Source organism: Rhizomicrobium sp., assembly GCF_056722145.1.
This window is the reverse complement of the sequence record NZ_JBWZET010000364.1, coordinates 1-22,714: the sequence shown is the minus strand read 5'-3', so window position 1 is coordinate 22,714 and position 22,714 is coordinate 1. Positions and strand designations below refer to the sequence as shown.

The 22,714-nt window shown below is 62.4% G+C and carries 21 protein-coding genes; 6 read left to right on the top strand and 15 right to left on the bottom strand.

Translation table 11 applies throughout. The annotated features are described in order from the left end of the window. Positions 1–20: 20 nt before the first annotated feature. From AC1P6P_RS19325 to AC1P6P_RS19315, 3 genes are all read right to left on the bottom strand, one after another. Positions 21–731: an MlaA family lipoprotein gene (locus AC1P6P_RS19325; protein WP_481404078.1), complete on the bottom strand. Its 711-nt coding sequence runs from the start codon at positions 729–731 to the stop codon at positions 21–23. A 109-nt stretch (positions 732–840) separates the two neighbouring features. Continuing rightward, a complete protein-coding gene (locus AC1P6P_RS19320) occupies positions 841–1,608 on the bottom strand; it encodes a molybdopterin-binding protein (protein WP_481404077.1) in 768 nt (255 codons plus the stop codon). After that, positions 1,601–2,443, bottom strand: coding sequence for a cytochrome b/b6 domain-containing protein (locus AC1P6P_RS19315; protein ID WP_481404076.1), 843 nt, complete (start codon positions 2,441–2,443; stop codon positions 1,601–1,603). Before AC1P6P_RS19315 ends, AC1P6P_RS19320 begins: the two co-directional genes overlap by 8 nt. A 142-nt stretch (positions 2,444–2,585) precedes the next feature. On the opposite strand from AC1P6P_RS19315, the gene uxaC reads away from it, so the two are divergent. After that, positions 2,586–4,001, top strand: coding sequence for a glucuronate isomerase (gene uxaC, locus AC1P6P_RS19310; protein ID WP_481404075.1), 1,416 nt, complete (start codon positions 2,586–2,588; stop codon positions 3,999–4,001). 71 nt (positions 4,002–4,072) lie between these two features. Here uxaC and AC1P6P_RS19305 read toward each other — a convergent pair whose 3' ends face one another. Continuing rightward, on the bottom strand, positions 4,073–4,771 hold the full coding sequence (locus AC1P6P_RS19305; RefSeq protein ID WP_481404074.1) for a hypothetical protein: 699 nt from the start codon (positions 4,769–4,771) through the stop codon (positions 4,073–4,075). Between the two features lie 185 nt (positions 4,772–4,956). On the opposite strand from AC1P6P_RS19305, the gene AC1P6P_RS19300 reads away from it, so the two are divergent. Then, positions 4,957–5,631 (top strand): HAD family hydrolase, encoded by a 675-nt coding sequence (locus tag AC1P6P_RS19300; RefSeq protein WP_481404073.1) that lies wholly within the window; start codon positions 4,957–4,959, stop codon positions 5,629–5,631. A 21-nt stretch (positions 5,632–5,652) separates the two neighbouring features. On the opposite strand, the gene AC1P6P_RS19295 is transcribed toward AC1P6P_RS19300, so the two are convergent. Together AC1P6P_RS19295 and AC1P6P_RS19290 are read right to left on the bottom strand one after the other, a co-directional pair. Next, positions 5,653–6,255, bottom strand: coding sequence for a hypothetical protein (locus tag AC1P6P_RS19295; protein ID WP_481404072.1), 603 nt, complete (start codon positions 6,253–6,255; stop codon positions 5,653–5,655). Positions 6,256–6,302: 47 nt separating this feature from the next. After that, entirely contained in the window at positions 6,303–8,204 is a 1,902-nt protein-coding gene (locus AC1P6P_RS19290; protein ID WP_481404071.1) for a potassium transporter Kup, read from the bottom strand. A gap of 284 nt (positions 8,205–8,488) precedes the next feature. On the opposite strand from AC1P6P_RS19290, the gene AC1P6P_RS19285 reads away from it, so the two are divergent. Continuing rightward, positions 8,489–9,403 (top strand): transglutaminase family protein, encoded by a 915-nt coding sequence (locus AC1P6P_RS19285; protein ID WP_481404070.1) that lies wholly within the window; start codon positions 8,489–8,491, stop codon positions 9,401–9,403. Next, positions 9,400–10,248 carry a transglutaminase-like domain-containing protein gene (locus tag AC1P6P_RS19280; protein ID WP_481404069.1) on the top strand — a complete coding sequence of 283 codons (849 nt, stop codon included), beginning with the start codon at positions 9,400–9,402 and terminating at the stop codon, positions 10,246–10,248. Before AC1P6P_RS19285 ends, AC1P6P_RS19280 begins: the two co-directional genes overlap by 4 nt. On the opposite strand, the gene dusB is transcribed toward AC1P6P_RS19280, so the two are convergent. The 3 genes from dusB to AC1P6P_RS19265 are packed head-to-tail and all read right to left on the bottom strand — an operon-like array spanning position 10,223 to position 13,779. Next, positions 10,223–11,212 (bottom strand): tRNA dihydrouridine synthase DusB, encoded by a 990-nt coding sequence (dusB, locus tag AC1P6P_RS19275; RefSeq protein ID WP_481404068.1) that lies wholly within the window; start codon positions 11,210–11,212, stop codon positions 10,223–10,225. The two genes, AC1P6P_RS19280 and dusB, sit on opposite strands and share 26 nt — an antisense overlap. 42 nt (positions 11,213–11,254) lie before the next feature. Then, a complete protein-coding gene (gene recQ, locus AC1P6P_RS19270; protein ID WP_481404067.1) occupies positions 11,255–13,069 on the bottom strand; it encodes a DNA helicase RecQ in 1,815 nt (604 codons plus the stop codon). Between the two features lie 47 nt (positions 13,070–13,116). Next, positions 13,117–13,779, bottom strand: coding sequence for an MBL fold metallo-hydrolase (locus tag AC1P6P_RS19265; RefSeq protein ID WP_481404066.1), 663 nt, complete (start codon positions 13,777–13,779; stop codon positions 13,117–13,119). A gap of 422 nt (positions 13,780–14,201) precedes the next feature. Between AC1P6P_RS19265 and AC1P6P_RS19260 the strand changes: the two genes are divergently transcribed. After that, positions 14,202–15,377, top strand: coding sequence for a hypothetical protein (locus AC1P6P_RS19260; protein ID WP_481404065.1), 1,176 nt, complete (start codon positions 14,202–14,204; stop codon positions 15,375–15,377). A 76-nt stretch (positions 15,378–15,453) separates the two neighbouring features. Here the strand turns inward: AC1P6P_RS19260 and AC1P6P_RS19255 are convergent, their stop codons facing one another. The 5 genes from AC1P6P_RS19255 to AC1P6P_RS19235 are packed head-to-tail and all read right to left on the bottom strand — an operon-like array spanning position 15,454 to position 20,626. After that, positions 15,454–16,743, bottom strand: a complete 1,290-nt coding sequence (locus AC1P6P_RS19255; RefSeq protein ID WP_481404064.1) for a hypothetical protein — start codon at positions 16,741–16,743, stop codon at positions 15,454–15,456. 37 nt (positions 16,744–16,780) lie between these two features. Then, complete coding sequence (locus AC1P6P_RS19250) at positions 16,781–17,524, bottom strand: SDR family oxidoreductase (RefSeq protein ID WP_481404063.1); 744 nt, start codon at positions 17,522–17,524, stop codon at positions 16,781–16,783. Next, positions 17,521–18,846: an FAD-binding oxidoreductase gene (locus AC1P6P_RS19245; RefSeq protein ID WP_481404062.1), complete on the bottom strand. Its 1,326-nt coding sequence runs from the start codon at positions 18,844–18,846 to the stop codon at positions 17,521–17,523. The genes AC1P6P_RS19250 and AC1P6P_RS19245 overlap by 4 nt, the downstream gene beginning before the upstream one ends. Further along, positions 18,837–19,262 carry a GtrA family protein gene (locus AC1P6P_RS19240; protein ID WP_481404061.1) on the bottom strand — a complete coding sequence of 142 codons (426 nt, stop codon included), beginning with the start codon at positions 19,260–19,262 and terminating at the stop codon, positions 18,837–18,839. The genes AC1P6P_RS19245 and AC1P6P_RS19240 overlap by 10 nt, the downstream gene beginning before the upstream one ends. Next, on the bottom strand, positions 19,259–20,626 hold the full coding sequence (locus tag AC1P6P_RS19235) for a UbiA family prenyltransferase (RefSeq protein ID WP_481404099.1): 1,368 nt from the start codon (positions 20,624–20,626) through the stop codon (positions 19,259–19,261). Before AC1P6P_RS19235 ends, AC1P6P_RS19240 begins: the two co-directional genes overlap by 4 nt. On the opposite strand from AC1P6P_RS19235, the gene AC1P6P_RS19230 reads away from it, so the two are divergent. Continuing rightward, a complete protein-coding gene (locus AC1P6P_RS19230; RefSeq protein ID WP_481404100.1) occupies positions 20,588–20,977 on the top strand; it encodes a hypothetical protein in 390 nt (129 codons plus the stop codon). The genes AC1P6P_RS19235 and AC1P6P_RS19230 overlap by 39 nt on opposite strands. Before the next feature lie 277 nt (positions 20,978–21,254). Here the strand turns inward: AC1P6P_RS19230 and AC1P6P_RS19225 are convergent, their stop codons facing one another. Further along, on the bottom strand, positions 21,255–22,304 hold the full coding sequence (locus AC1P6P_RS19225) for a glycoside hydrolase family 130 protein (protein WP_481404060.1): 1,050 nt from the start codon (positions 22,302–22,304) through the stop codon (positions 21,255–21,257). Between the last annotated feature and the right edge of the window lie 410 nt (positions 22,305–22,714).

The window sequence follows — 22,714 nt, the reverse complement described above, 5'->3', positions numbered from 1 at the left end:
GCCGGGGAGGACAAGAGGTCTCAGAAATCAGGCGTATCGGCGTCGGAGGTATCCGGCTTGCCGTTGCGGATTTCGGAATTGCGGTACTGGCGATAGAGGCTGCGCGTGGTCGCGTACATGTCGATCGAGGTGCGCTCGATCTGGTCGAGGGTGTCGATGTTGCGGGCTCTGAGGTCGAGCACCGAAACACCGGAGCGCACCGCGTACCAGGTGTCGGAGCCGTGGAAGCGGATGTAGGTGGTGGGGTCGATGAAGATGTCGACGATGTCGCCGGCGAGGTCGCGCGGCGGATTGGGCCCCATGAACGGGATCACCAGATACGGACCTTCGCCGACGCCGTAGACGCCGAGCGTCTGGCCGAAATCCTCGGTGTGGTCGGGAATGCCGATCATGCTGGCGACATCGACCAGGCCGCCGACGCCGAGGGCGATATTGACCGTGAAGCGCGACAGCGTTTCGCCGGCGCGAGAGCCTTCGCCCTGCAACAGGTCGTTGCCGAAGGTCACCGGCTTGTCGAGGTTGGTGAGGAAATTGTGCACGCCGTTGCGGGCGAATTGCGGCACCGCGTGGTTGTAGAATTTGGCCACCGGCTTGGCGACGGCTTTGTCGATCTTGGTGTTGAGATCGAACACCGCGCGATTGGTCGGCTCATAGGGATCGTTCTGAGCGATCGCTTCGGGGTCCTTGGTGCCGGCGCATCCCGCCGCCAAGACAGCCACCATTGCGATCATGACTATGTTCTGACGCATCAACGAAGCCCACCCGGCGCAACGAGCACATATTGTCCAACGCGATCCTGAATATCGGTGTTCAAGGCGCCCCCTTCAAGGGAAATTCGGGTCAGATACCGCCATACCAGCTGTAACCCTGGTCTTCCCAGTAGCCGCCGCGACCGCCGGCGATCCCCGACAGTGTCGGCACCACTTCGATATACTTGATGTATTTGGCCATTTTGTAACCGAGCTGGCGTTCCGCCCGGAGCCGGACGGGGGCGCCGTTCTTGACCGGCAACGGCGCACCATTGAGTTCGTAAGCGAGAAGCGTTTGAGGGTGGGTGGCCTCCAAGAGGTCCAGACTCTCGTAATAGAACTGCGCCGGCGCGCCGGGCCCCGCCATGTTATCGGCTGAGTGGAATACGACGTAGCGCGCCTCTCGTTTCACGCCTGCCGCCGCCAGGACGGTGGCGAGCGGAACGCCGGTCCATTTGCCGATGCAGCTCCAGCCCTCGACGCAATCGTGACGCGTGATCTGGGTGCGCGACGGCAACGCCTTGAGGGCCTTGAGCGTCAGCGACAGCTCCCGTTCGACCAGCCCGCCGACGCCGACACGCCAGTCGGCGAAGCCGTTGGCGACATGGGCGGCGTAGTCGTCCGTGGCCGGATCGAGGGTGCCGTTGGCACGGAAGTCGGGGGCGATGTCGGTTTCGGCGAATTCCGGCGCCAAGGCGTGCGAGCCGGCGAACAGGCGCTGGGCGCGGCGGGTCAGGTTCTCGACGTCGCTGAGCAGGTCGGCGACCCAGGCTTTTTGCGACAGTCGCGTACATCCGGACAACGACAGCAGGCTGAGTCCGGCGCCGGCACGGGCGAGGAAGCGGCGGCGATCAGTCATGGCGATCCTCGATGACGTAATGGCCCGTGATCATCGAGCGGAGGTTGTTCCAGGCGCCCGACAGCACCACCATGGCGATGTGAATGAGGAAAAAGCCGACAAAGGAAAAGGCGCAGAGGAAGTGAAGGGTGCGGGCCGTCTGCCGCCCGCCGAACAGCCACAGCAGGCCGGGAAAGGCGGCATCCATGGTCGGCGACATGGTGAGCCCGGTGAGGAGCGCCAACGGCCCCAGGCCGAAGATCACGGCGACATAAGCCAGCTTTTGCAGGCCGTTGTAGTGCCGCGCCGAGTCGCCTTGGGGAAAGCGCAGCTGCAAATGGTCGAGGAAAGTCCGTGGCAGGTGTTTCAGCTCGGCCCGGGTTGGCATCAGGTCGCGGCGCAGATGCCCCCGCCACAATGTCCAGGCCGCGAACAGAAGGCCGTTAACCACGAACAGCCAAGCCGCCGCGAAGTGCCATAGCCGACCCATGGCCAGCCACTGTGGACCCGGCAGGGTCGCCCAGGCGGGAAAGCCGCGTGCGGTGATCACCCCGTCCTCGTTGGAGGCGCCGAACAGGCCGGTGGTGTCGATTGGGTGGTGGCCGATCCAGGTGTAGCCTTTGAGACCGTCCGGTGTGCTCGCGGCGGTCATCGCCAGGATGGGATGGTCGAAGTCGGACGCCACCCCAAGGTAAAGCGCAGGATGGGCATTGAAAATCTGCAGTCCGCTCATCAGGAGTACGACAAAGGCCCCGGCATTGATCCAATGGGCAATCCGCACCAGGAGCGTGTGACGCCGGATCAGACGCACCGGTCCGGGTGGCGTCAGGCCCAAAAACCGTTGCCAGAACGGCATCTTCGATCGGCTCCCGCGGTAATACGCCGCGCACCATATCAGGGCCTTGGAAGCGCTGCCAATCGCCGCCGCTGCAGTGCTAGCGGTGGACATCGGCGGGACCGAGTGATTACGTTACCACACCTTGTCCAGAGGACTCCCCATGCCGACGCCCCTTCGCCTGCACCCTGATCGATTCTTCCAGCCCGATTCCGATACCGGTAACATCGCGCGGCGGCTGTTTGCGAAGGTCGAAAAACTTCCCATCATCAGCCCGCACGGCCATACCGATCCGTCGTGGTTCGCCAACGATACGCCGTTCGAGGATGCCACCAGCCTGTTCCTCTGGCCCGACCACTATGTGCACCGGATGCTGTACAGCCAGGGCATCACGCTCGCCCAACTTGGTTTGGCGCCCAAGGGTGGCTCCGCCGAACCCGATCGCCGCAAAGCCTGGAAGCTGTTTGCGGAGCATTATCACCTGTTCCGCGGCACGCCGTCCCGCACCTGGCTCGACCACGCATTTTCGACCGTTTTCGGTATCGACGTACGGCTCGAGGGGGCGACCGCCGATCATTATTACGACGTGATCGAGGCGAGTCTTGCCAGGCCGGAATTCCGTCCGCGCGCATTGTTCAAGCGTTTCAATATCGAAACGCTGGCGACCACCGAAGGCGCCACCGATGCGTTGCCGCATCACCAGAAGATCGCCGCCGAATGGCCTGGCCACGTCATCACGACGTTCCGGCCCGATGGTGTCGTCAATCCCGAGGTGGATGGCTTCGCCCAGAACATGGCCGACCTCGCAGAGCTTACCAAGGAAAACGTCGCGACCTGGAAAGGCTATCTCGCCGCCCTGAAGAACCGGCGCGAATATTTCCGCCGTGTCGGCGGTGCGACGGCGACCGATCATGGCCATCCGACGCCGATCACGGCCGATCTGCCGGACGTGGAATGCCAGCGCATGCTGGATCGGGCGCTGAGGGGCGTGCTGACGCCGACCGAATGCGAGATGTTCCGCGGCCAGATGCTGACCGAGATGGCATTGATGAGCCTCGAAGACGGCATGACGATGCAGATTCATCCCGGCTCGTACCGCAACCACAATGCCGCGCTGTTTGCCGGCTATGGCGCGGACCGCGGCGCCGACATTCCGGTGCGGGTGTCTTATGCCGAGAATCTGAAGCCGCTGCTCGACAAGGTCGGCAACCGCGCCGATCTGACGATCCTGCTCTTCACCCTCGATGAATCGAACTATGCGCGCGAACTGGCGCCGCTGGCCGGGCATTATCCCTGCCTGACGCTGGGACCGGCGTGGTGGTTCCACGATTCGCCGGAAGGCATGATCCGCTTCCGCCGCAACTGCACCGAGACCGCCGGCTTCTACAACACCGCCGGCTTCAACGACGACACCCGTGCCTTCCTGTCGATCCCGGCCCGCCACGACGTCGCCCGCCGCATGGATTGTGTTTATCTGGCCGAACTGGTCGCCACCAAGCGGCTGGATGAGGAAGAGGCCGGCGAGATTGCAGTGGCGCTCGCCTATCAGCTGCCGAAGAAGGCCTATCACCTCGGCTGATGGTCATTGCCGGTCGATCAAAAAAAAGCCCCCGAAATCGGGGGCTTTTTCATATCTGCTCGATGGCAGGATCACTTCTTCGCGGCGGCGGCGGCCTTCTTGGCGTCGTCGGCGGCCTTGGCATCGGCGAGGCCCTGGGCCTTGGCGAGCTCGTCCTTGAGGAATTGGCGCGACGGATCGAGGGTCACGGCATCCTGCAGCTTGGCGACGGCGGTGGCCGGATCGCCGGCGGTCAGCGCGACTTGCGCCTCGGCGACGTCGAGATTGATCCTGGCGGCCTTGTTGTCGGGCACCAGGTTCAGCACGTCCTTGAACTTCTCGATCGCGCCGGCGGCGTTGCCGGCCTTGAGCAGGGTGACGCCTTCGAGATTGAGTTTGGTGACCTTGACGGCACCGAGGCTGTCTTTGACCTTCTTGGTCACGGCGAACTTGCCGGCCGGGTCCTGCGCCATGGCTTCTTCGAGCAGCGCGGTGGCGCCGGCTTCGTCCTTGGCGTTGAACTTGACGTTGGCGGCGTTGAGCAGCGTGATCTCGAAGTTCTCTTTGAAGGTGGCGGTCTTCTTCGCGTACTTCGCGACACCGTCGATCAGCTTGATCGCTTCGCGATGCTTGGCGATGGCGCCGTCGAGATTGCCGGCCTTTTCGAGGTCGAGGGCGGTGATTTCGGCTTCATCGGCCTGGTCGCCGATCGACTCTGCTGCCTGCGCGGCCGGCGCCGCCACGATGAATGCCGCAAAGACGGCCAGAAAACTCAGACGCGAGAACCGCATACGAACCTCCCCCTTGGATGATTTTTTGGTACTGTTCCCTGGGGGAATTTTACTGCAGGCAGAGCGGCTTGGCCAAGGTGTTGACGAATATGTCGCAACCCCGTCTTGCCGCTGTTTCGATTGCGCCTTATGCACGCAGTCGGGCGGCAGAACCGCCGCGATCACCCAAAATTGCAAGGTGAACCATGCACATCCAGTCGGTCTTCCTGTTCGATCTCGACGGCACTCTGGTCGATAGCGTTTACCAACATGTGCTGGCCTGGATGGAGGCGCTCGACGCCGAAGGGGTGGAGCTGTCGGTCTGGCGCATCCACCGCAAGATCGGCATGAGCGGCGGTCTGTTCGTCGACCAGTTCCTGCGCGAAACCGGCCTGACCATCACGCCGGAGTTGCTGCAGCGCCTGCGCGAGCGCCACGCCGCGGCCTACAATCGCATCGGCAAAATGGTGAAGCCGCTGCCGGGGGCCCGCGAACTGCTCGCGGCGCTTGATGACGGCGGCATTCCATGGGCGATCGCCACCTCGGGCCGGATCGAGACCGCCAAGCCCAATCTCGATGCCCTCGGGGTCGATCCGGCAAAGAACGTCGTCGTCACTCGTGACATGGTGCGCTACGCCAAGCCCGATCCGGACCTGTTCCTGACGGCCGCCGAAAAACTCGGCCAGCCGATCGAGAACTGTGTCGTGGTCGGCGATTCGATCTGGGACATGCTGGCGGCGAGGCGCTGCCGCGCCCTCGGTGTCGGCCTGTTGTCCGGCGGCTACGGCCAGGACGAGCTGGAACGCTCCGGCGCCGTGCGGGTCTACGAAGACCCGTCGGACCTGCTCAAGCACTTGGACGAAGTCGGCGGCCGGCGCTAGCGCAACGGCTTGCGAACCGGGCTATTTGATCCGCCTCACATGATATTTGGTTCGGAAGCCTTCGATCTTCAAGACATCATCGCCGAACGCGTTACGCCAAATCGCGACCTTGTCTTTGCGGTCCTTGCTGAGATGAAGGACGTCGCCGATCGCGGCGACTTGCCGCCAAACCTGCCCATTATCGAGCGTCACGACGAAGAGGCCGTAATCGAAGGTGTAGGATTCGATCGTGGCGGCGATGGCATCGGCGGGCGCTGGTTCACTGTCGGCATTGCCCAGCAGGCGGGAAAAGATGCTGCTCTCCTCTTGCGGTTTCGCAGCGGGAGGTGCCGGCGCTGCGACGACGGTCTTGGCGGCCTCGGCGGGCTTTGCCGCCGTAAATGATCTCACCAATGCTGGCAGCGTATCGTAGCAACGGTGACGCGTGTTGTCGTCGGGTATGGCCGAGCACTTGTTGATGGCGGTGATCAGTTCGTCGGCCACACCTGCATAGGCGGCGCAAGAAACCAGCTGGAACGCGGCCAAAGCCGCCAACGCACGAGATTGCATGGCCAAATCGATCCCTCTGCAGGTGCCGAGGCTTAGCCGATCCGATTGCGCTGCGATCGCCCCCCGGAACGCCACAGACTATACCACCATCGCGGGATTTTTGGAGATCGATCCGGCCGCGCCTACAGTTCGACCTGGGCGCCGAGTTCGACCACGCGGTTGGTCGGCAGGCGGTAGTAGCTCGCCGGCGACAGTGCGTTGGTGGTGAGCCAGGTATAGAGCGCCAGGCGCCAGCGGCTGATCACGGGAGCATCGGCGGCCACCAAGGTGTCGCGGCCGAGGAAGAAGCTGGTGGTTTCGGGATCGATGGCAAGGCCGAAGCGACGGGCCTCGGCGAGCGACTTCGGCAGGTCAGGGCTTTCGAAAAAGCCGTGGCGGATGTGGACGCCGAAGAAGCCCTTGCCGAGCTTCTCGACATCGAGCCGCTTGTCGGCGGCAACGAACGGGGTCTCGGCGACGCGTACGTCGACGATCAGAACGCGCTCGTGCAGCACCTTGTTGTGCTTGAGGTTGTGCAACAGGGCGCCGGGAATGGCGTCGGCGCGCGGTGTCAGGAACACGCCGGTACCGGCGACGCGGGTCGAAATGCGTTCGACGTTGGCGAGGAAGGAGGACAGCGCGACGGCGTTGCGGTGATGGCGGTCGGCCTGGGCGCGGCGGCCGCGGCGCCAGGTGTCCATCACCAGATAGACACAGGCCGCGATCAACAGCGGCAGCCAGCCGCCTTCGAAAATCTTCAGCGCGTTGGAGGCGAGGAAGGCGAAATCGACCAGCGCGAGGATGCCGAACAGCGGCACCACGGCGCGCACCGGCCAGCCCCACTGCTTGACCGCGACGATGCCGACCAGGATAGTGGAAAGCCCCATCACGCCGGTCACCGCGATGCCGTAGGCGGCCGCAAGGTTGTCGGAGGTGCGGAAGATCAAGACCACCAGCACGACGCCGACGGCGAGATAGGCGTTCATCCGCGGCACGTAGATCTGGCCGGATTCCTGCGCCGAGGTATGGCGGATTTCCATCCGCGGCAGTTGGCCGAGCTGCACCGCTTGGCGGGTGATCGAATAGACGCCGGTGATGACCGCCTGGCTGGCGATGATCGTTGCCACCGTCGCCAGCACTACCAGCGGATAATGCGCCCAGTGCGGCGCCAGCGAGAAGAAGGCAAAATCGGCGTGGGCGGGGTCGCGCAGCACCGAGGCGCCCTGACCGAAATAATTCAGCACCAGCGCCGGAAATACGAAGCCGAGCCACGCCAGCCGGATCGGGCCTTTGCCGAAATGGCCCATGTCGGCGTAAAGCGCTTCGCAGCCGGTCACCGCCAGCACGATCGAGCCGAGCGCGACGAACGCGGTCCACGGTTCCTCGACGAACAGCGCGAAGCCATAGGCGGGATTGATCGCCAGCAGGATCTGCGGCGTCTGGATCAGCGAGGCGAAACCCAGGACCGCCAGCACGATGAACCACACCACCATGATCGGCCCGAACAGCTTGCCGACCTTGTCGGTGCCGCGTGACTGGATCAGGAACAGCCCGACCAGGATGACGAGCGACAGCGGCAGGACGATATGCTCAAGCCGTGCATTTTCGACCGTCAGTCCTTCCACCGCCGACAACACCGAGATCGCCGGCGTCAGAATGCCGTCGCCGAAGAACAGGGCAAGGCCGAAGATCGCGGCGGTGCCGATCGCTGTCTTGGCGAGGCGCGACAGGCGGCGGACGCGATGGGCCATCGAGGCGAGCGCCAGGATGCCGCCTTCGCCGTCATTGTCGGCGCGCATGATCAGGCCGACATATTTCAACGTCACCACCACGATCAGCGACCACACGATGAGGCTCGTCACCCCCATCACCGCGGCGCCGCTGGCGAGATTGTGGGTGGCGGCAAGGGCCGATTGCTTCAGCGCATACAACGGGCTGGTGCCGATGTCGCCGTAGACGACACCGAGCGCACCGAGCGTCAGCGCGGTGTTGCGGCTGTGATGGGGCAGTTCGGCGGCAGGCAATACGGCCTCGGCGGTGCTCACGATCGATACGCGAGACGGGCTCGCTCCCACGGCTTCCGGTGAGACCGGAAAAGGGCGGGACCATATCGTCGTTGCTGCCGGCCGCAAGAGGCTTGCTGAGGTGGAAAATCCTTAGGCGATGCGGGCTTTCGTCACTGCGCCCAGGGAATTCATGTTGGTGACGGCGCGTTTATATTGTCCCTTGATGAAACGGCGACTTATTTATATGAGTTTTATATTCCACTGAGGCGCGAAGGTCTCGGGTGGGAACCGCGGCGGCTGCGGCGCGTTTGGCATCGGGCGCCATGGATATCATCACGGTTCGACATCTCACCCGCTACCGCTATGCCCGCCCGGTGGGGTTCGGCGAGCATCGCCTGATGCTGCGCCCGCGCGAAAGCTTCGATCAGCATGTGCTCGATTATACGCTGGCCATACGGCCGGAGCCGGCCGACATCCGCTATATCCACGATGTGTTCGGCAACACCATCGGCGTCGCGCGCTTTGCGGTTCAGGCGCCGGAATTGGCGATCGAAAGCTTCGTGCGCCTCGAGCATACGCCGGAGCGCTCGCTTGACGATCCCAGCGATCCCGATCTGGCGCGCAACAGCTATCCATTTGCTTACGCAGCGTCCGATCTGCCCGATCTACACGCCTCGCTGCTGCGCGAGTACGGTGCCGAGGGCCGGGAGCTGCGTACCTGGGCCAATCGTTTCCTCGAAAATCTGCCCAAAGTCGATGCTCCGCACGTCCTGGCGGCGATGACCCACGCCATTCACGACGAATTCGATTACTCGTCCCGTCGCAATGGACCGCCGCAGCGACCGACCGAAACCCTGCGTCTGGGGCGCGGCACCTGCCGCGATTTCGCGCTGTTGATGCTGGAAGCGGTACGCAGCCTCGGCCTCGCTGCCCGCTACGTCTCTGGCTATCTTTACGTTCCGCCACGCGAACTACCCGGATCGGTGCGCGAAGGCGGCGGGAACACGCATGCCTGGGTGCGCGTTTTCCTGCCGCAAGGGGGTTGGGCTGAGTATGACCCGACCAATGGTCTTGTCGGCAACCGCGATCTCATTCGCGTGGCGGTGGTGCGCGACCCGGCCCAGGCCTCCCCCTTGTCAGGCACGTTCGAAGGCAGGGCGGAGGATTTCGTGGACATGGATGTGACTGTGGACGTGGTGGTGGAGCGGCCGGGCCGGACCCGGCTGAAAGCGCCATGATCATCCGCGCCGGCTATTCGATCGCCTTCGAGTTCGCCGCGGCGACGCCGTTGTTGCTGATGCTGCACATCCGGCCAGAGCGCCAGATCGACCGTCTCACCCCGGAAGTGCTGACGATCACGCCCGCTGTCCCGCACCGGCTTTATCTCGACCGCTTCGGCAACGTCTGCACCCGCCTGTTGGCGCCCAAGGGTATTCTGGCGCTCGACACCGAATTTCTCGTCCGCGACAGCGGCGAGCCGGAATTGCTGCCGATCGGCGCCCGCCAGCACGCCGTCGACGAACTGCCCGACGAGGTCCTGATGTACCTGATGGGCAGCCGCTATTGCGATACCCAGCGCCTCATCGAGGTCGCCTGGGATTTGTTCGGCGGCATCGAAGCCGGCTGGCCGCGGATCGAGGCGATCCTCGATTTCACCCACAACCGCATCAGTTTCGGCTATGGCCACGCCCGCGACGACCGCACTGCCTCTGATGCTTATGTCGAACGTGTCGGGGTGTGCCGCGATTTCGCCCATCTCGCCATCACGCTGTGCCGCTGCATGAACATTCCGGCGCGCTATTGCACCGGCTATCTCGGCGACATCGGCGTGCCGCGCGATCCGGCGCCGATGGATTTTTCCGCCTGGTTCGAGGTCTATCTCGACGGCGCCTGGCACACGCTGGATGCCCGCCACAACATGCCGCGGATCGGGCGTATCCTGATGGCGCGGGGCCTCGATGCCGTCGACACCGCGATCAGCGTTGCCTTCGGCAAGACCAAGCTGGCGCGCTTCGCGGTGGTGACGGAAGAAGAGGCGGCCGCGGAAGAAATGCCGCTCAGGCCGGCTGCCACAGGGCGCTGAGCCCGGCTTCGATGGCGGCGGGATCGCTCAGGCGGCAGAACGCGGATTTGGCGGCGCGGCGCGCCTCGGCGGTATCGGGCGTTGGCGCCTGCTCGACATACCAGGCCAGATGCTTGCGGAAAATTTTCACCCCGTTGCGGGCGCCGTAAAACGCGATGCTGTCGGCGAGATGGGCGCGGGCGATGGCGAGGCGTTCGGCGAGCGAGGGTTCGGCGACGCGCGTTCCGGTCTTCAGATAGCGATCGATGGCGGCGGCGATCCACGGCCGGCCGCAAGCGCCGCGTCCGATCATCACCGCGTCGGCGCCTGATTGCGCCAGCGCCGCGTCGGCCGAGGCTTCATCGACGATGTCGCCGTTGACGATCACCGGCACCGTGACCGCGGTTTTCACCGCCTTCACCGCCTGCCAATCGCAAACGCCTTTGTAGAATTGGTTGCGGGTGCGCGCGTGCACCGTGATCGCCTTGACGCCGCTCTTTTCCGCCCGCACCGCCAATTCCGGTGCATTGCGGCTCGTCTCATCCCAGCCGAGCCGCATTTTGAGAGTCACCGGCCGCGCGGTGGCGGTCACGGCGGCGTCGATCAGGCGTTCGGCGTGATCGAGATCCTGCATCAGGGCGGCGCCGCAAAGCACGCCGGTGACCTCGCGCGACGGGCACCCCATATTGAGATCGATGATGTCGGCGCCGGCGTCTTCGGCCATTTTCGCGCCCAGCGCGATCCAGCGTGCCTCGCGGCCGACCAGTTGCACGACGCGGAGATCGTCGGCATCGAGTTTGGCCCGCCGCACCACGTCGGGCCGTCCGCTCGCCAGCGCATCGGCCGCCACCATTTCGGTGACGGTGTAACGGGCCCCGGCGCGCGCCGCCGCCCGGCGGAACGGCAGGTCGGAGACCCCGCTCATCGGCGCAATCAGGGCGCGCGTGCCGATAACGACGCCGCCGATCGTGAAGTCATCCTGCATGAAAAGGGTGTGACAGAGCCTTCCGGGCGGCACAAGCCGGGATTAACGCGACGCCTCGAGGTAGGTGGCGATCGCGGCGACGAAGGTGTGGCCGAATTCCTTCAGCTTGGCGGCACCGACGCCATTGATGCTGGCGAAGGCTTCGAGATCGCGCGGCGCCTTGCGCGCCATTTCCTGCAGCGACCGGTCGGGGAACACGAGATAGGCGGCAATGCCGCGCTCCTTGGCAATGGCAAGGCGAAGCTGTTTCAGCGCCAGGAACAAATCCATCTTGGCTTCGGGGAGTTCGGCGGTTTCGGCGGCGCGACGCTCCTTGCGGGTCGGAGTGATCTGGCGCGCCATGAACTGCCGCTTGCCGCCGAGCAGCAGCTGGCCTTCGGGCGACAGCGACAGCCCGCCGAAGCCGGCGACGTCGTGGATCAGCAGCCCGCCCGCCGTCAATTGATGGATCAGCGAACGCCAGTCTTCCTTCTTGCGCCCCCGCCCCGTGCCATAGGCTTCCAGGCGGTGGTGGCCGCAGGCTTCCACCTTCTCGGTCTCGGCGCCGCGCAGAATGTCGACGATATGGGCGGCGCCATAGCGCTCGCCGGTGCGCTCCACGAGGTCGAGCACCATCCAGGCCTCCCCGGTCGCATCGACCATGGTCGCCGGATGAAGGCAGGCATCGCAATTGCCGCAGTCTTTGGAAGCCTCGCCGAAATAGGCCAGCAGCGCCTTGCGCCGGCACGACGAGGCCTCGCAATAGCCGATCAGGGCGGCGAGGCGCTGGTGCTGGCGGCGCTTGTAGTCTGCGCTCGTCTCCTCGTCATCGATGAACATCTTGCGCATGCGGATGTCGCCGGGCCCGTACAGCATGTGGGCCTCGGCCGGCTCGCCGTCGCGCCCTGCGCGGCCGATCTCCTGGTAATAGGCTTCCAGGCTCGCCGGCAGGTCGGCGTGGAACACGAAGCGGACATCGGATTTGTCGATGCCCATGCCGAAGGCGATGGTCGCCGCCATCACGGTGGCCGGCTCGGTCATGAAGGCGTTCTGGTTGGCCTCGCGCGCCTCCTTGCTCATGCCGGCGTGATAGGCCAGCGCCTTGATGCCGGCGTCCGACAGCATCGCGGCGGCTTCCTCGGTGCGCTTGCGCGACAGGCAATAGACGATGCCGCTGGAGCGCCGCCGGGCTTTGACGAACTCGAGCAGCTGCTGCTTCCAGCTATTCTTGGCGGCGACGGTGAGACGGATGTTGGGGCGGTCGAAGCCGAGCACGATCTCGTCCACCTCGCCGCCGAACAGGTTGGCGGCAATGTCGGCGCGGGTGGATTCATCGGCGGTCGCGGTCAGCGCCATGATCGGCACCCGCGGGAATGTCGCGCGCAAACCGGCCAGCATGGCGTATTCGGGGCGGAAGGCCGGGCCCCATTGCGAGATGCAGTGGGCCTCGTCGACCGCGATCAGGCTGACCGGAAGCTTCGCCAGCGCCCTGAGCATCGCTTCGGTCATCAGCCGTTCCGGCGACAGATAGAGCAGGCGGGTTTCGCCCGCTACGGCGCGCCGCCAGGCCGCAACATTGTCGTCGCGGCTGCGCGATGAGTTGATGGTGTCGGCGCCAACTCCGGCGAGCCGCAACGACTCGACCTGGTCCTGCATCAAGGCGACCAGCGGCGAAACCACTAGCGCAAGCCCGCCCTTCACCAATGCTGGGACCTGGAAACACAGCGATTTGCCCGATCCGGTCGGCATCACGCAGAGGACATTGCGCCCGCTGAGCAATGCCCCCATCGCCGCTTCCTGCCCGGGGCGGAAGGCCTTGTAGCCGAACACATCCTTGAGGATCTGCCGGCACGAGGCAGTGTGGGTGACGGCATCCATTCCAGCATCCGAATCGACTTGGCGCCCTCAGATACTAGCGCGCCGGCTCAATCGCTACGGCCCGTGACGGCGTCGCCGACGAAGGGATTGGAGCGGCGCTCCTCGGCGATGGTCGACATCGGCCCGTGGCCGGGCACGAAGCGCATGGCACCGCCGAGCGGCCACAGCTTTTCGACAATGGAATGGATCAGCGTGGGATGATCGCCGCCGGGAAAATCGGTGCGCCCGATCGAGCCGCGAAACAACACGTCGCCGACGAAGGCGACCTCGGCTTCGCGCGATACGAACACGATATGGCCGGGGGTGTGGCCGGGGCAATGCAGCACCTCGAGCGTGACCTCGCCGAACGAAACCGTGTCGCCATCCGCGAGCCAGCGATCCGGCGTCGCCGCTTCGGCGTGGCCAAATCCCGGCATGCGCCGGTTTTCCGCGAGCGCCTCGAGCAGGAACGCGTCGCCCTGGTGCGGCCCTTCAAGCACGGCTCCCGTCCGCCGCTTCAAATCGGCCGCGCCCGAGGCATGATCGAGATGGCCGTGGGTGAGAAATATCTTTTCCACCGTGACGCCGTGCTCCGCCGCCGCCGCGATCAGCCGCTCGACGTCACCGCCGGGATCGATGATGGCGCCCTTCTTGGTGGCATCGCACCACAGCAGCGAGCAGTTCTGCTGATACGGCGTCACCGGAAGGATGGCGGCATGAAAGGCGGGCATGGATTAAGTCTCTGGGATTACGAGTGAAAAGCGAATCAGGGTGGTGTGGCGTTCAGGCGGGTCAGGGCGAAGCTATCCGGCAATCGGGGTGGAAATGCGGATGCCGACGAGAACCCTCCGCTTGGCCCGATCAAATTCCAGGCGGGATCGAAATTCAATGGTGGCGCGCTGTGCCGACGCGACGGGCTGCTGTCCGCGCTGCCTCGAATCCGGGTAGACGAGAGGGGGATAATGCCAAGTACAAAGCGATGAAACTGTCGTGCCCCGTCGGTGATATACTTCCGGTGTTTTCGATTGAAAAACATCCGCGATCGGCCGATACCATCAAAGAGTTCGAGTGTCCCGCCTTGACTGATCTCGGCTGGGGCGGATCGGCCGTGAATAGCAGTAGCTCAAGTTGTCCAAGGTTGGGGGGTGGAGCGATGGGGTTCCTGGTCTCTGCAGGCAAATCGAAGCGCACCGTTTCAATCGGCAGATTTGATTTGCATCTTGTGCTGCTGATGGCGTTGATTGCGCAAATCGCGCTGGCTGCGGGTTTCACCCATTTTTTGCCGCTCGAACCCGGCATTACTGCCGTCGGAACGGCGGAAAAATCTGCAACGCCGTTGCGGACGATTGAATCGCTGGTGGCCACGAGCCGCTACAAAAGACTGTTCACGGAATCCTTCAATTCGGCGAGTGGCGACGGCTCCAACTACATGCTGATGGCCAAAGGGGAGAAGTCTTATCCTCCCTATTCGCTTCGCCCTGTGATGCCGTTCGTGGTTGGAACGATTACGTCCGTGTTTGTTTCACCGCGCCTCGCGCCCGGCGACTTCTACTGCATTGCCCAACTCATCATGATCATGATGAATGTCGGCCTGTTGGTGCCGACGGCGCTGCTCACCTTCAAAATCGCGAGGCGGTATTGCACCGACGAGGCCTTCTGTGGGCTGCTTGCCGTCATTTCGGTGGTGAATTATTCCGTCCTGCAGACGGCGCCGTTCTTCATGCTGGAAGTCGCGTCGATCTTCATGGCGACCTTGACTGTCCATCTGGTCCTGACGAAGCGATATCTGGCGGCGGCAGCAGCGCTGGCGCTGGGCGTGCTGACGAAGGAAGTCCTGATCATTTTTGCGCTGCTGTTTGTTCTTCCGGTAGTCGAGGGGCGCCTTCGGATCGCAAAGGCGTTTGTGTATGCCATGTGCCCTCTCGCGGCGTTCGTCGGATTGCGCGTTGGGATGGGAGCTGACCCCTTGTCCATGCAATATGGCTGGCACGTAAGCCAAGGCCAATTCTCTTTGGAATACATTCGAGATCATTTTCGCACCCCGTTCCATGCACTTGCGTGCTTGAGCAAGCTCGGCCTGGGGCTGGGCGTCGTGGGCGGGATTGCGGCCGCGGCGATGACGTACCCTCGGCGCAAGGCAGAACTTTGGGTCATGGCGGCGGTTACGGTGCTGGTGATCGTCGCAATACTGCTGTTGGGTGGCCGGGTCATACGGGTTCTTCAGGTTTCCTATCCCGTCGTGGTGCTCGGGGCCGCCATCGGCTGGCACCGCATGTTTCCGACGCATTCCTCGCAGGACGGTGCTGCGCTTCCATGTGAAGTCGCTTGAATACGCGTTTCGGGATATTTCGCGGAACGACATCGCGAGCTCGCACGCCCGTCGCGTTGTCGATGGCGCCGCCGATCTATCGCATCCGGATGCCCCGGTACATCATTGAACCCAGCCAACCGGACGCCCAAGCGAACACGGCCCATTGGCCGAGGACATTGATGACGTAATAAATCGGATAATATAGGTAGACCACAACGTGAATGTGCTCGAAGACTTGAGGCGGTACTGTGAGAAAAGACCATAAAAAGGCTATGAGCCCGACGAGAAGATAGGCGGCCGTGCGGTTTGAATTATTTTCGTACGCCTTAAGCAAAGCCGGTATCGTGCCAATCAGAAAAATGAGCCGGTACGAGTAGTTCGTCCCCAAGCAGAACGTCAAACAGAAGATTGCAAGACCCGCGACGGCCAGAAGCGAGGCTGCATCATTTTCTGTCAGTACCGGAAATAGACCATGCCTTGATGGATTTCTGGCGGCGTACAGCATCCCGCCAATGGCAACGAGAACCGCCAGGGCCAGCGACAGCATTCTGATTGCGATGGGTTGCATCTGCAACGCAAGGACGCGTGAAGCCGCCAATAAAATCCCACCGCTGCCATACATGCCGAAAGAGCCAAACGGCGTCCCGGAATAGACCGCGCGAAGCTCGGATCGAGAGGACGTCATAAATACCAGCAATAGGCCGAATGCCCCCCACAGCAACAATTGAAAAACATCACGCCGTTGGTTGAATAAGGACGCCAGGGCAGCAATGGGAAACAACTTCAACGCTGCCAGTACGGAGATTGAAGTTCCCAAAAAGGTCTTTCTTGCGGAGACTGAAAATCGTTGCGCTGCAAATACCGCAAAAACCAAAAGGCAAAAAACAATGATGTCGCAGTTGCCGCGTTCCAGACCCAGCAATACCGGCGGCGAAAGGACGGCAAAAAATACGATTCGCCGACCAATGCGGTTACGAGTCCTGAATATCATCAGGAAAGCCATCACTTCCATGACAATCAGGGCGCAGCCGATGAGATTGGTCTGTTTTGATCCGAGGCCCAAGTATTTCAACAGCAGCCATGCCGCCGGATAATTCAGCGGCCGACCATACGGATCGCAAATATGCGCATACGGATCAATACCCTTGGCTGCGCAATCCAGCGCATGCGTTATGGCCTGCAAATCACTGAATGGCTGAGGCATGGATGGCACGAGCAGAACATGCCAAGCGGAACCGATGCTTCCAGTGAAGTTGTATCCGATCGATAGCGCGGCCACTGCCGCTGCCACCGCCGCCACTACGGGCGTATAGGGTGCAAAAAAGCGCAAATTACCGGAGTGCCGTGACAACGCCTTCCCGACATTGGCAGACGGATCGAGCATTTGCTTCTCCAAACCGGGTATGGATAAGCGAAAATTGCTACAGGTTCAGTTTTTTGAACAAGAACTCCGGAATGTTCCGGATGATCAGCATTATCAGCCCCCACACCGGCCGGACGTAGATGACATCGCGCCGCTTCGTTTCGGCAGCCTTATAAACGGCGGCACCGACTTCGATTGGTTCGGCTGTGAGCGGCTTGGGAAGTTTCAGGCCGGCCGTCATGCTGGTGCGCACAAAGCCGGGCTTGACGGTGACGACATGTACGCCAGAGCGCGTTAGGCGGTTGCGCAAGCCGGACAGAAATGCGGTCAGGCCGGCCTTGGCCGAACCGTAGACGTAGTTCGAAGCGCGTCCGCGCTCACCCGCCACCGAACTGACGCCGACGATCGTGCCACTTCCGCGTTTGGCCATGCGGCCCGCGATCTCGCCGAGCAACAGGGCCGGGCCTTCAAAATTCGTCCGCAGCACCAGCGCGGCGTGGGCGGGATCGGCTTCTGCCTTGGCCTGATCGCCCATATACCCCACAACGCAGACTGCGGTATCCGGCAGCACACCGAGGTCATCGAGAAACGCAGAGTGCTCGGTCGTCGTGCAGACATCGAACACCGCCGACGACACGTCGACGCCATAGCGCAACGCCAAGTCGCTCACATTGCGGCCGACATCCTCATTCTCGCGGGCGGCCAGAATGATGCGCCAGCCCTTTTGGGCATACACCGAGGCAATGGCAAAACCCATGTCCGAAACGCCGCCTAGCAGCAGCAGTGTACTTTGGTCGTTCACAGGTCGAGCCTTTCCGATTGCAGGGAACGAAACGCAGATCTGGCGCCGCTCGCCCTGCGGAAGTCGCGGAATTTGGCGATGTTCGGATAGCCGGCTTCGACCATGGTCCGGTCCTGCCTTGCATCCTTTGCGAGATAGAGCCGGCCGCCATTTGCAGCAACGATACGGTCCAGCTCGTTGGCGACCTGCATCGTGCGCTGGCTGACCGGGAAGTCGATGGCCAAGGTGTAGCCTTCCATCGGAAAGCTCATCCATCCCGCATCGTCGGCACCGAGCAGCTTCAACACGGCCAAGAACGACGGGTTGCCCTTGTGGTCGATGACCTCAAGCAATTCACCGAGGGCGTCGCGACTCTTGGCCTTGGGAATCACGCACTGATACTGGATGAACCCGCGCCGGCCATAGATGCGGTTCCAGTTGGATATGGCGTCGAGCGGAAAATAATAGGGATACCATCCCGCGATGGCGCTGCCCTGATGGCGCAGTCCGTTAAGGTAATAGGCCATATTGAAGGCTTTGACCGACAATCGGTTGAGCGTGAAATTCGGCATGTTGAACGGCACGGCCAGGGGCAGCGGCGCCCGGCTTCCGAACGGATCGCTTTGCTGCTTTTCGGTCAGGTCGCTCAAACGGGCATGTTCGCCGCGATAGACCAGCGACCGCCCGAGCGCGTTGCCCTTCGCCAGGCCGTCGATCCAGGCGACCGTGTAGGTCCAATCCTGGCTGGCTTCGAATATCTGCATCGCTTCGTCGAGATTGGCCGCGACCTTGATGTTCTGCCGGATATAGCCGGTTTCGACCCGGATCAGTTTGAACGTCACTTCGGTAATGATCCCGGTCAGCCCCATGCCGCCGATGGTGGCGCGGAACAGATCAGCGTTCTCGTGCGCAGAGCATCGGACAAGCTCGCCGTCGGCCGTCATCATTTTCAACCTGGTGACGGACTGGCCAAAGCCGCCGCCGCAATGATGGTTCTTGCCGTGCACATTGGCCGCCACGGCGCCGCCGGCGGTGATGAACTGTGTTCCCGGCACCACGCTCGGAAAAAAGCCCATCGGCAAGAGGATGCGGATGATGTCGGCCAAAACCGCACCGGCTTCGACCGTCAACTCCAGCGCGTCCCTGTTCAGCGCCAACAGGCGGTTCAGCTTCAGTGTCGATACCGTATGTCCCGTGCCGAGCGCGGCGTCGCCATAGCTGCGGCCCATGCCGTGGGCGATCGTTGGCCCGCCAGCCAGGGCGCGGCTTGCCAATTCCGGCGCCAGCAGATCCTGCATCTCGCCGTCGATGACCGGGTAGTTGCCCCAATCTGCTATGGACATTCCAGCGCTCCCTGCAGGAATACGAAGCGGCGATCCAAGCGGTATTTGGCGGCATAGCCCATGGCCAGTCCGATGGCCGCGCCGCTGTATCGCGCAATCGCCGTTTGCCACATCGCCCAGCAGCCCAGCTCGAACGACCAGAACACGGCCGTGGTTGCGACGGCGGTCATGCCATAAAGAGCGATCTTGCGGACTTCGTGTGCCGGCGAAACGGTGCGGTCGAAAAAGATGTAGCGTTTGTCGAGGACGTACTTCACCGCAAAGCCGACGGCAGTGCCGACAAGGATGGAGGCGGTTATCCTGCCGAACCCGGCATAAGCGCGCATCGCCGCTTCCTGTGCCCCGAGGTTGGCGGCAGTGGCAACGGCCGCAAATACGGCGTATCGCGCCGCAATGATCTCCAATCTCAGGGTCATAGCGCCACCATCATCAGAACGGCGATCAACCCGACCGACAGCAGGCTGATCCGATCCTTGATGGCGAACAGCACCGGATCATCGTGCAAGGCGCGGCGATGGCTCAGCATCAGGATGCGCGAAACCCAGTAGAGCAACACCGGACAGGCAAGCCACAGGACGTCAGGATGACGATACAGCTCTCTGACCGCACTGCTGGAAAGATATAGCGCAAACACGATGACCGCACTGTACCCGGACGACGCCGCCAGCGAGGCGATCACCGGCAAATCGCCGGCGCGATAGTTTCGGTTGGCCGGGTCCGGCAGGGCGGCATCCAGGCGCATTGCCATCTCGCAATAGCGTTTCACGAACGCCAGCGCCAAAAACAGGAACATCGAAAACGCGAGCAGCCATTGTGACAGCGTCACTTGCAGGGCGATCGCGCCGCCGATTATTCGCAGCGTATAGAGCGTGGCCAGCGTCACCGCGTCGATCAACATCTGGCGCTTGAGGAAGAAGGTGTAGCCCGTGCAAATGGCAAAGTAGCAAGCCAACACTGCGGTGAATTTCGGCGATACCAGCCAAGCAACGAGAAATGCCGCCGCAATCAGCAGCGGAGCCATCTCGGCGCCTTCCAAGAGCGACAGATTGCCGGAAGCGAAGGGGCGCTTCTTCTTGGCGGGATGCTGGCGATCCGCCTGCACATCGACCACATCGTTGATGACATAGACGCTGGATGCGCACAGCGAAAAGGCGACAAAGGCCAACAGCGCCGTCACCAGCGCGGAGGCCGAGAACAGATGGGCCGTCACGAGCGGAACGAATACCAGTGCGTTCTTCGCCCATTGATGCGGCCGCAGCGCCTTGATCACGCTGCGCAGGTGGCGCCTGGCGCCATCGCCGGGCAGGACGTCGCATCGGAGCCCCTCCCGCTGAACTTTGCGGACCAGCTCCGGTGAGGCGTTTGCCAGGATGGCGGTCGCCGCGACGCGCCACACCGGCAGATCGTCGGTGGAATTGCCGATATAGTCGAAGGCTTTCGCGCCGAATTTCGTGGCCAACCGGTCGGCTTTGGCCTGCTTGCTCAAATTTGTCGCGCCGTCGGACGCGAGCCAGCCGTCGAAACAGCCGAGATGGTCCGCCACAGCGCGCACGATGCGCGAGTCGGATGCCGATGCGAGATAGATCTGGCGGCCGTCGTTCTTCGCCGCCTGTATCCGGGCCAGCACCGCGTTGTTGTACGGTAGCGCCGCTACGTCCAGTTGAACGGCATCGGCTAAATGGCGTTTGAGTGCCGCCTTGCCCTCTGCCAGCCAACCAAAAATACGAAAAGAAGACAAAGGATGCTGGCCAACAAATGCGACCGCCGTTTCGGCCAACACGTCAGTCTTGATCAGTGTTCCGTCCAGATCGACGAAGAGGGGATTTTTCAATACCGCAGCTCATTTCGAGTCTTCCCCAAGGTAACGAGCGAAGCGAGCGATTTAAACTGGTATTTAGACTTCATCGTTCATCGGAACGGAGCAATATTTACTCACGTTATCAAACGCCCGCGCAAAGCCGTGATCAATCGGCGGATCATCAACGCCGCTCTTTTGATCGGCGTGCGAATGGAGCGCAGCTGTCGCGCCCAACTCGATGGCAACTCGCATTGTGGGAGGGGCCTCACGACAACGGCTGAGGCTTTCACGACGGTTCGTGGAATTCTGGTGCGGCGAACTCCTGTCCAATAGAGAGTTCACCGCCTGCTCAGGCAATTCCGTCGAACAGCATCATCATTTGCGAACGAAAAGCTGGCGGAGCCGGAGGGATCCATAAGTTTGGCATAAGATCAAGAAAGGCAAAGACAATTTAACTTTTGAATTTTTCAGATACCCCCAAATATGCCCCCCGCCTCACCGTTTCCGATGGGGCATGGCAACGAAAGGCGGGGGTCCTTATTTACAAACTGCCCCCGCGAAACTTGAGCGGTAGCGGGGCAGCACCTAGCGGCAAGATCCCATCCGTCATTCACGCCCGAAGACTGTCCAAAATGCGTGTGATCGAAATGTTGGCGACGCAAATGACGCTGTCGGATGCGCCGTAATAGATCGTCACCCGGTCCCCGTCCACAACATGGCCATTGGTGAAGATGATCGGTCCTGCGAAGCCCTCCCGCTCGTAGGGAGCTATCGGCTCCATGATGGGTTCCTCGGACCGGGCGAGTACACGCCACGGCTCTTTCAAATCGAGCAGCAGCGCGCCCAGACAATAACGATGCTGCTTGTCCGCCCCGTGATAGATTTCGAGCCAGCCCTCGCGTGTACGAATAGGAGCCGCGCCGGCGCCCACGCGGGCGCTGTCCCAGTATCCTTCGCGTGTGCGGGCGATGCAGTGGTGCCCGCCCCAGTGGATCAAATCCGGAGATTGACCGATCCAGATATAGTTGCCACCCAACGAGGGGCTGCTCGGCCGATGCAGGGCAAAATACGCGCCGCCGATTTTCTCCTCGAACAGGGCGCAATCCTTGTTGTGCGGCGGCAGCATCATGCCGTGATGGGTGAACCGCTTCCAGTCGCGGGTTGTCCTGAGGCCGACCCCGATTCCGTTGGGCGAAATCTGGCTGTAGGTTAGATAGTATGTATGTCCAACTTTCGAAACGCGGCAGTCTTCGATGCCGAACGTCTCCGATTCGCTGCTTCCGGTCAGTATCGGCGCGTTGCGGGGCTCGTCGAAATGAATGCCGTCCTCACTCTGGAAAAGCCGCAAGTGCGACAGGGTCGTGAGATAGTAGCGGCCTTCGAACCTGACAACGCGAGGGTCGAGGAGCTCGAGCCGCGGGTCGGTTGAATCGAAATCGAGGATTTCCATCTCTCCTTCCGGCGACAAGACGGGGAAGGACGTCCGGCCGGGAACTTGCGGCGGACGTTCGGCTACGCGCACGACCATCCACGTCTTGCCGCCGAACCGGAATACGCCCGGATTGAGCACGCAAGTGACTTCAAGCCCCGGAATGCTGGGGCGCACGTGCTGCGGCTCGAGGATCGCATTCGGAACGATGCGGTCGGCAAGATCACTCATTTCGACACCTCTCTGCGAGCGGGCCAACGATACGTCAGGAGATTTGGCTGGGCCTGAAGCTGCTGAAGATTGTGGACAACGCATTCCATTTGTACGGATGCACTACGCACCAACACGTCGCTGCGAAGCCGTGCAATATCTCGGCAGCGGTTCGATGTTGCATATGGGTCCATGGAATTCGTTCAGGTCAAGCGTTCATGATCGCGGACCGGTTGGCCTAAATGCCGCGCCCGACCTGTCAGATAAGTATTGCGAACCTGTCAGACAGGTTGTACAAGGATAATGCAGGGCCGCGAAGACGGCCGCGCATGGGAGAGAAATGGCAGAAGACCTCACACCGGGCGACGCCTGGCTGCAGGCGACGCATGCCTATAATTGCGAAGGCTGGGATCGCCGGCGCGTCTCTGCAG

Coding starts and splice junctions, on each gene's coding strand:
- AC1P6P_RS19245 (WP_481404062.1), bottom strand. CDS start 18,846: ATGTCCATAGCAGATTGGGGCAACTACCCGGTCATCGACGGCGAGATG.
- AC1P6P_RS19260 (WP_481404065.1), top strand. CDS start 14,202: ATGGGGTTCCTGGTCTCTGCAGGCAAATCGAAGCGCACCGTTTCAATC.
- AC1P6P_RS19285 (WP_481404070.1), top strand. CDS start 8,489: ATGGATATCATCACGGTTCGACATCTCACCCGCTACCGCTATGCCCGC.
- AC1P6P_RS19265 (WP_481404066.1), bottom strand. CDS start 13,779: ATGCCCGCCTTTCATGCCGCCATCCTTCCGGTGACGCCGTATCAGCAG.
- AC1P6P_RS19255 (WP_481404064.1), bottom strand. CDS start 16,743: ATGCTCGATCCGTCTGCCAATGTCGGGAAGGCGTTGTCACGGCACTCC.
- AC1P6P_RS19325 (WP_481404078.1), bottom strand. CDS start 731: ATGATCGCAATGGTGGCTGTCTTGGCGGCGGGATGCGCCGGCACCAAG.
- AC1P6P_RS19230 (WP_481404100.1), top strand. CDS start 20,588: ATGCTGGCCAACAAATGCGACCGCCGTTTCGGCCAACACGTCAGTCTT.
- recQ (WP_481404067.1), bottom strand. CDS start 13,069: ATGGATGCCGTCACCCACACTGCCTCGTGCCGGCAGATCCTCAAGGAT.
- AC1P6P_RS19315 (WP_481404076.1), bottom strand. CDS start 2,443: ATGCCGTTCTGGCAACGGTTTTTGGGCCTGACGCCACCCGGACCGGTG.
- dusB (WP_481404068.1), bottom strand. CDS start 11,212: ATGCAGGATGACTTCACGATCGGCGGCGTCGTTATCGGCACGCGCGCC.
- AC1P6P_RS19225 (WP_481404060.1), bottom strand. CDS start 22,304: ATGAGTGATCTTGCCGACCGCATCGTTCCGAATGCGATCCTCGAGCCG.
- AC1P6P_RS19280 (WP_481404069.1), top strand. CDS start 9,400: ATGATCATCCGCGCCGGCTATTCGATCGCCTTCGAGTTCGCCGCGGCG.
- AC1P6P_RS19305 (WP_481404074.1), bottom strand. CDS start 4,771: ATGCGGTTCTCGCGTCTGAGTTTTCTGGCCGTCTTTGCGGCATTCATC.
- uxaC (WP_481404075.1), top strand. CDS start 2,586: ATGCCGACGCCCCTTCGCCTGCACCCTGATCGATTCTTCCAGCCCGAT.
- AC1P6P_RS19300 (WP_481404073.1), top strand. CDS start 4,957: ATGCACATCCAGTCGGTCTTCCTGTTCGATCTCGACGGCACTCTGGTC.
- AC1P6P_RS19320 (WP_481404077.1), bottom strand. CDS start 1,608: ATGACTGATCGCCGCCGCTTCCTCGCCCGTGCCGGCGCCGGACTCAGC.
- AC1P6P_RS19240 (WP_481404061.1), bottom strand. CDS start 19,262: ATGACCCTGAGATTGGAGATCATTGCGGCGCGATACGCCGTATTTGCG.